Source organism: Weissella sp. DD23, from assembly GCF_001579105.1.
Taxonomy (GTDB): domain Bacteria; phylum Bacillota; class Bacilli; order Lactobacillales; family Lactobacillaceae; genus Weissella; species Weissella cibaria.
This window is the reverse complement of record NZ_KQ970400.1, coordinates 30,479-36,870: the sequence shown is the minus strand read 5'-3', so window position 1 is coordinate 36,870 and position 6,392 is coordinate 30,479. Positions and strand designations below refer to the sequence as shown.

Annotated in this window: 8 protein-coding genes; all 8 read left to right on the top strand. The window is 45.9% G+C overall.

Annotated features, from left to right (window positions below; genetic code table 11):
• The first annotated feature begins 140 nt into the window (after nt 1–140).
• The 8 genes from yihA to WEIDD23_RS11275 all read left to right on the top strand — a co-directional run bounded on the left by yihA (nt 141) and on the right by WEIDD23_RS11275 (nt 6,347).
• Nucleotides 141–770: a ribosome biogenesis GTP-binding protein YihA/YsxC gene (gene yihA, locus WEIDD23_RS11310; RefSeq protein ID WP_043709109.1), complete on the top strand. Its 630-nt coding sequence runs from the start codon at nt 141–143 to the stop codon at nt 768–770.
• 221 nt (nt 771–991) lie between these two features.
• Nucleotides 992–1,240: a hypothetical protein gene (locus WEIDD23_RS11305; RefSeq protein WP_010369722.1), complete on the top strand. Its 249-nt coding sequence runs from the start codon at nt 992–994 to the stop codon at nt 1,238–1,240.
• 96 nt (nt 1,241–1,336) lie between these two features.
• Complete coding sequence (gene zapA, locus WEIDD23_RS11300; RefSeq protein WP_010369719.1) at nt 1,337–1,567, top strand: cell division protein ZapA; 231 nt, start codon at nt 1,337–1,339, stop codon at nt 1,565–1,567.
• A complete protein-coding gene (locus WEIDD23_RS11295) occupies nt 1,567–2,109 on the top strand; it encodes a CvpA family protein (protein ID WP_010369715.1) in 543 nt (180 codons plus the stop codon). The genes zapA and WEIDD23_RS11295 overlap by 1 nt, the downstream gene beginning before the upstream one ends.
• Before the next feature lie 32 nt (nt 2,110–2,141).
• On the top strand, nt 2,142–4,520 hold the full coding sequence (locus WEIDD23_RS11290) for an endonuclease MutS2 (RefSeq protein WP_062359044.1): 2,379 nt from the start codon (nt 2,142–2,144) through the stop codon (nt 4,518–4,520).
• Between the two features lie 143 nt (nt 4,521–4,663).
• Nucleotides 4,664–5,131: a pyridoxamine 5'-phosphate oxidase family protein gene (locus WEIDD23_RS11285; RefSeq protein WP_062359043.1), complete on the top strand. Its 468-nt coding sequence runs from the start codon at nt 4,664–4,666 to the stop codon at nt 5,129–5,131.
• Between the two features lie 64 nt (nt 5,132–5,195).
• Entirely contained in the window at nt 5,196–5,903 is a 708-nt protein-coding gene (locus WEIDD23_RS11280; protein WP_010369705.1) for a hypothetical protein, read from the top strand.
• A 42-nt stretch (nt 5,904–5,945) separates the two neighbouring features.
• A complete protein-coding gene (locus WEIDD23_RS11275) occupies nt 5,946–6,347 on the top strand; it encodes a hypothetical protein (RefSeq protein ID WP_010369702.1) in 402 nt (133 codons plus the stop codon).
• Nucleotides 6,348–6,392: the final 45 nt, after the last annotated feature.

Below are 6,392 nucleotides of genomic sequence, written 5' to 3'. Positions count from 1 at the left end.
TATTGAGGAGACGATGCGCGACGTAATGTTCGACGTACCATCACGTGATGACGTTAACGGCGTTATTATTACTGAAGGTGCTGTATTACGTAACGAGCAACCAGAGATGGTTACAGAACAAAACTAACGGAGGATTTATCATGGAAGTACACAATGTCGAAATGGTAATGTCCGCTGTGCGTGCCAGCCAATACCCAACTGATGGTTTACCTGAGGTGGCATTCGTTGGTCGTTCAAATGTTGGTAAGTCTTCATTGACGAACGTTTTGATTAACCGCAAGTCATTTGCCCGCACCTCATCACAACCTGGTAAGACGCAAACCTTGAACTTCTACAAGGTGGAAGATCAAATCTTTTTCGTCGACGTGCCTGGGTATGGGTATGCTAAGGTTTCTAAGAAGGCCCGTGAAGAGTTTGCGGTCATGATTGGTGAATACTTGCGTACCCGTGAGCCACTGAAGGGTATTGTGCAACTGGTGGATGCACGTCACATGCCTTCTAAGGAAGACATCGAGATGTACAACTGGTTGACGTCTGATGACATCGGCCTACCAGTTTTGGTTGTTGCCACGAAGGCTGACAAGATTTCACGTGGTAAGTGGAATAAGGCTGAGGCAGATATCAAGCGCGGTTTGCAATTTAACCCTGACGTATCTGACTTTGAGATTTTCTCATCAGAAACCAAATATGGTAAGGATAACGTCTGGGACTGGCTAGAAGCCCGTATGCTTGATGGTACGGATTTTGATCCAGAAGAATTCGAAGATTAAACGAAAGCACGCATGCAAATTGCGTGCTTTTTTATGCGGTTGAACAACTAAGTATATCTTGGCTGACACCTGCCATGCTCGTCACAACGCGACGACCATTTAACTATCTAAAAGTTAACCGTTTCACCTAATGTTCAAACAGTAAATTTGTGCCGACATGGTGTAAAATTGTACTTAGGGAGAAGAGAATCGCTAAGCAGAAAGAAAGTAGGCGACTCGATATGCAAGTGAAACACAATGATATGATTGTCGAGGCATGGCAAATCTCAGACGATACGGCACCTGCTGTTTGGGTGCAGGACGCATTGCAAAAGGGTATTGTGACTTGGCAATCAAAGGCAGATAACCAGTTGCGATTGCATGAGCCTGATAGTATTGGTAATTGTGGTGATTACCTAATCAAAAACGGCCCAGCATTCAAAATTGTGAAGGCACCTGAATTTACTTCGGATTACCAAACACTAGGATAATTAGCAAGTCAATGAAAAACGCTGAAACATCAGCGTTTTTTTGCTATACTGGAAATTATGAAATAAGAACGACATCCGTGAAAGGAAGGCAAAACCATGGCAGAAAAGATGCGCTTTAAAGGCGAAATCCTTGGTAAGCCAATTACCATTACGTCAAATGAGACCCAAGCCCACATGAAGGCTGTGTTCGACTTGGCAAATCAACAATTGAACGAAATGCGCGAGCTAGCCCCACACTTAACTGACGATCAATTACTAACGTTGTTGGCCATTAATGCACTATCAGATCAGTTGAAGATGCAGGCCGAGAAGGACGCTAATAAGTAATGAATTTACTATCAGTTATCATTCTGGTGTTATTAGTCGCTGCGATGACGCGTGGTTATACGCTCGGGTTTACACGTAGTTTAGTCTCGTTCGGGGGCCGGTTTATCGTGTACGCGGTTGCCATTCTTTTGTCGCATCGCTTCGGGGCGTGGATTCATGCGACGTTTTTGACAACAATCCAAGCACGATGGGCCGCAAACGGTGTACCAACTGTGCTAGCTGATAAAGCAAATGAATTTCTGGCGTCAGGATTAGCGTTTGGAATCTTGATGTTTGGCGGGTCGCTGGTCCTGCGGTCGATTGAACGCAGTCTGCGTTTTATTAATAAGGTTCCTGTTTTAGGTAAACTAAATCGCTTGGCTGGCCTGCTTGTATACGGCCTTTTAGTCTACATTGAAATCTTCTTTGTTTTACAATTAACACAGACATTAGAAATCCCTTGGTATCACGACGCGATGATTCAGTCACCCGTCGCCCAGTGGATGTTAAATCAAACACCTTACTTCTCAGACGCCATCTATCAATGGTGGATTCTCCAGTAGGGCAGAAATAGAGATATTAGAGGTTCAGACAGATGAATAAGAAAGTCTTGGCAACCCTTGAGTATGATGCGGTAAAGGCCCAGTTGCGGCCATACCTCTCAACGGCTGCCGGTGAAAATGAGTTGCGCAACTTGTTGCCAACGGCTGATGCCAATGAAATGCAAGCTTGGTTGGCGGAAACGTCTGATGCAGCTAAGGTATTACGTTGGCAAGGGGGAATTAATATTCCTAAGCTGGCTGATGTTAAGCCACACATGCAACGTTTACGTATCGATGCAGCGCTAAGTGGTACAGAATTGGCCCAAGTTGGTCGGGTGCTGTTTACAACCGGTCAAATGCGTATGTTCTTTGAAAACTTAATTGAAGACCGTGGTGAGCCATTGGCTGCCTTGCGACCATACTACTCACGTTTGGTTGTGATGCAAGATTTGACGCGCCGTGTGAACACGGCAATTGATGGTGATGGTCGTGTTACTGACGAAGCGTCACCTGAACTACACCGGGTTCGCCAAGCAATCACCTCGACTGAAAATGCAATCCGTCAGAAGATGCAAGATTACACTCGTGGTAAGTCAGCACAGTATCTGTCAGATCCAATTGTGACGATTCGCAGTGATCGTTATGTTATTCCGGTTAAGGCTGAATACCGTAGTCGTTTTGGTGGCGTTGTGCACGATCAATCACAAACTGGTCAGACATTATATATTGAACCAGCTGACGTGGTTGATATGAACAACCGTTTGCGTGAGCACTATATCAAGGAGCGACACGAAGAAGAACGTGTTTTGGCAGAATTGTCAGATATGTTGCGTCCGGAAGCCGAAAACATTCAGAAGAATGCAGAAGTGTTAGGCCACTTGGATTTTGTGAACGCGAAGGCGCGTTATGCTGCAGCAACTAAGGCCCAGGAGCCAGAGTACAGTCCAGAAAATCACGTGCGTTTGCTCCAAGCGCGTCACCCATTGTTGGACCCACAAAAGGCGGTTGCCAACGATATTATTATCGGTGAAGACTACAAGGCGATTATTGTCACTGGACCAAACACCGGTGGTAAGACGATTACCTTGAAGACGCTGGGCTTGTTACAATTAATGGCCCAATCAGGTTTGTTTATCCCAACGGCTGAGTATTCAACGGTTGGCTTGTTTAAGGAAGTCTTTGCTGATATTGGTGATGAGCAGTCAATTGAACAATCATTGTCAACGTTCTCATCACACATGGTCAACATTGTTGATATTTTGAAGCAAATTGACGCGGATTCTTTGGTGCTATTTGACGAATTGGGTGCTGGAACAGACCCTCAAGAAGGGGCCGCTTTGGCGATGTCTATTCTGGATGCAGTTGGTGCCAAGGGTTCATACACTGTGGCAACGACACACTACCCAGAGTTGAAGGTCTACGGTTACAACCGTGTCGACACAATCAATGCATCGATGGAGTTTGACGTTGATACTTTGCGTCCAACGTACAAGTTCTTGCTTGGCATTCCCGGCCGTTCAAACGCGTTGGAAATCTCAAAGCGTTTGGGGTTGGATCAATCAATTATTGATGCTGCGGCTTCATTGACGTCAGAAGATTCGCAAGAGTTGAATGACATGATTGCTGATTTGGTTGAACGTCGTAATGCCGTTTTGGCGCAACAAGTGCAGTTGGCGCAACAAGTTATCGAAAATCGTCAGATGAAGAACGATTACGAGCAAAAGCTTGAAAAGATGGAAACTGAGAAGGCCCGTACACTGGAAGAAGCCAAGAAGGAAGCTAACCACATCGTGGCAGATTCGCGTAAGAAGGCCGATAAGATTATCGCTGATTTGCGTAAGATGCAGTTAGATGGGGTGGCCGTTAAGGAAAACAAGTTGATGGATGCTAAGGGTGCCTTGAACGCAATGCGACAAGAACCATCAGCGGAAAACAATCGCGTTTTGCGGAAGGCTAAGCAGGCTAAGAGTCAAGATATTGCCGCTGGTGACACTGTCTTGGTTCGTGAGTACGGTCAACAAGGTACTGTTAAGCGCAAGTTAAAGGACGGCAAGTTCGAAGTCCAAATGGGTATTTTGAAGATGGTGCTGGCTGAAGATGAAATCGAGAAGCAAGCAGCTGCACAAACGGCGAAGTCGGAGCAAAAGGCAGCCGCTAAGCCACGTGTTAGCACGAATAAGGCGGTTAACCGCGCAAACGCATCAGCAACGCTTGATTTGCGTGGCCAACGTTATGAGGCAGCGATGGGTGAGCTGGATCAGTTCATCGATCGGGCCTTGCTGAATAACTTACCTTCTGTTGAAATCATTCACGGTAAGGGAACAGGCGCTATTCGCCAAGGTGTGCAAGAATACTTGCGTTCACACCGTGCGGTTAAGGACTTTAGCTTTACAGGTCCGGACCAAGGGGCAACATACGCCGAACTAGGTTAATCAAAATGAAGAAAGACTGATTCTGTGTCAAGAATCAGTCTTTTTCTATTCTTCACAAACTCTTCCAAGCTTGGTACCGGCATTTATATGGCTGAATCAGTATAATAAACGGTAAACAGGGAATATGAAAGGAAGAAATGAACATGACAACAGCAACTGCGACACAATCTGAACTATTGGAAAAATACTTGCGTGATTCACACGTCTTGAATTTGGCAACTTGTGTGAATAATCGCCCATCTAACCGTGATGTCTTTTATCTGATGCCAGATGAATTTACAAACTATATCTATATCACAACGCCACGTAATTCAAACAAAATGGCTGAAATTGAAGCGAACCCGCACGTATCATTCACGACGGTGCCAACCGATGATGATAACGGAGTCGTGACGTCAAATAAGGCGCAAATTCATTTAACGGATAAGGCCATTGATGATGTTTTGCCATTGTTGGATAATCAAATTCCAGAATGGACCGAAGTCGTTGGTGGCGCAAAGGAAACCTTTGTTGTCTTGAAATTAGAATTTGAATCAGTAAAGTTCTTTGGTAACCAAGGTATCAACTCTGTCTTGATTGATGATCAAGGTGTGGTTACGGAGGAAGTATAAGTGATGAGGCGGTAGTCGGTGACGATTGCGGCCTTTTTTGTATCATCTGAAGGGGGCGATGACGATGATACGCGCGTATATGTTATTGTTTTTGACAGTTTGCTTGGCGTTTTTAGTCGGTGATGATGTACAAGCCGTGACGGTCATGTCGAATACTGAAATTTTACGGCAAACGGAGCCGATTACGGCCTATACACTGGCTGGCCGTGCAACGACTATCAATTTGCCGACGACCTTGATGTTACCCAGTTACCGGGTGAGTTATCAAGAACTCAATGCCTTGCTAGCAGCATACGGCTTAACCGGGAGTGCGGGGTATCAAATTACCGGTTTAGGGAAACCACAGTTACTCACGGTGCATCAAACACATGCAACGTTGAAACAAGCGCACCAAACTACGAAACAGGTTGACGGGCGGAACCAGGTTGGTTATGCAGGTGAATTGACCATTAAAAATGTGATTTATCATGACGTGAAGCTACGCGGAACAACGAAAATTAAGTTATTTATGCCACGTCAAAAACTCGCGGTCTTTCAGTTAGATGCCGGGTTAGGCAAATTTACAACTAGTAATCCACGCGTGCAAGTTACGGCGTTACCAGGTGAGCAGGTGCCCGAGGCCACGTTTGAACAACCCCATCGGCCAGGCTATCGGTTTGATGGCTGGCGCTTGCATATTGGTCACCATTGGCAGAAAGTACAACATTTAGTGGCCAGACACTGTCCAAGTCATCACGTCATTCATGCGTATGCGTGCTGGCGTGAGCGGTAAGGGGATGTGTGCTAAGATGGAGACAAATGGAGGTGGTTGGCCATGGGATATTTGTTGATGTTGGCTGGCATGGTTTTGGGTGTGCTCATCTTGGCAGTTGGGCTGATTAGTTTGGTACTTGGTTTATTGATGGGGGATGGCGCCGTAACGGGCTTTGCTTTGAAATCGATTGGGGTCGGTGTTTTGATGCTCGGCGGGTCAGTTTGGTGGGCTGGCCGGCCCACAGGTGAGGAAGTAAGGCAGGAGACGCCGGTTAACGCGACAGTCGAGGGTGGGCCAACCCGTAATGGTGGCACGGATGACTTGTTGCCAATTATTGGTGGCGAGATTATTGCGCATGAGAATGATGATGACAATCAGGCTCTAGTAGATGACATTGAACCGCTAATTGCGGCAGAAATTATGGCTGGCGATGACGAAGGTAACGCAAGCGATTATGATTAATATCATGAGGCAGCTGTCGACAATTTCGGATTTTAGCGTTATACT

Coding starts and splice junctions, on each gene's coding strand:
- yihA (WP_043709109.1), top strand. CDS start 141: ATGGAAGTACACAATGTCGAAATGGTAATGTCCGCTGTGCGTGCCAGC.
- WEIDD23_RS11305 (WP_010369722.1), top strand. CDS start 992: ATGCAAGTGAAACACAATGATATGATTGTCGAGGCATGGCAAATCTCA.
- zapA (WP_010369719.1), top strand. CDS start 1,337: ATGGCAGAAAAGATGCGCTTTAAAGGCGAAATCCTTGGTAAGCCAATT.
- WEIDD23_RS11295 (WP_010369715.1), top strand. CDS start 1,567: ATGAATTTACTATCAGTTATCATTCTGGTGTTATTAGTCGCTGCGATG.
- WEIDD23_RS11290 (WP_062359044.1), top strand. CDS start 2,142: ATGAATAAGAAAGTCTTGGCAACCCTTGAGTATGATGCGGTAAAGGCC.
- WEIDD23_RS11285 (WP_062359043.1), top strand. CDS start 4,664: ATGACAACAGCAACTGCGACACAATCTGAACTATTGGAAAAATACTTG.
- WEIDD23_RS11280 (WP_010369705.1), top strand. CDS start 5,196: ATGATACGCGCGTATATGTTATTGTTTTTGACAGTTTGCTTGGCGTTT.
- WEIDD23_RS11275 (WP_010369702.1), top strand. CDS start 5,946: ATGGGATATTTGTTGATGTTGGCTGGCATGGTTTTGGGTGTGCTCATC.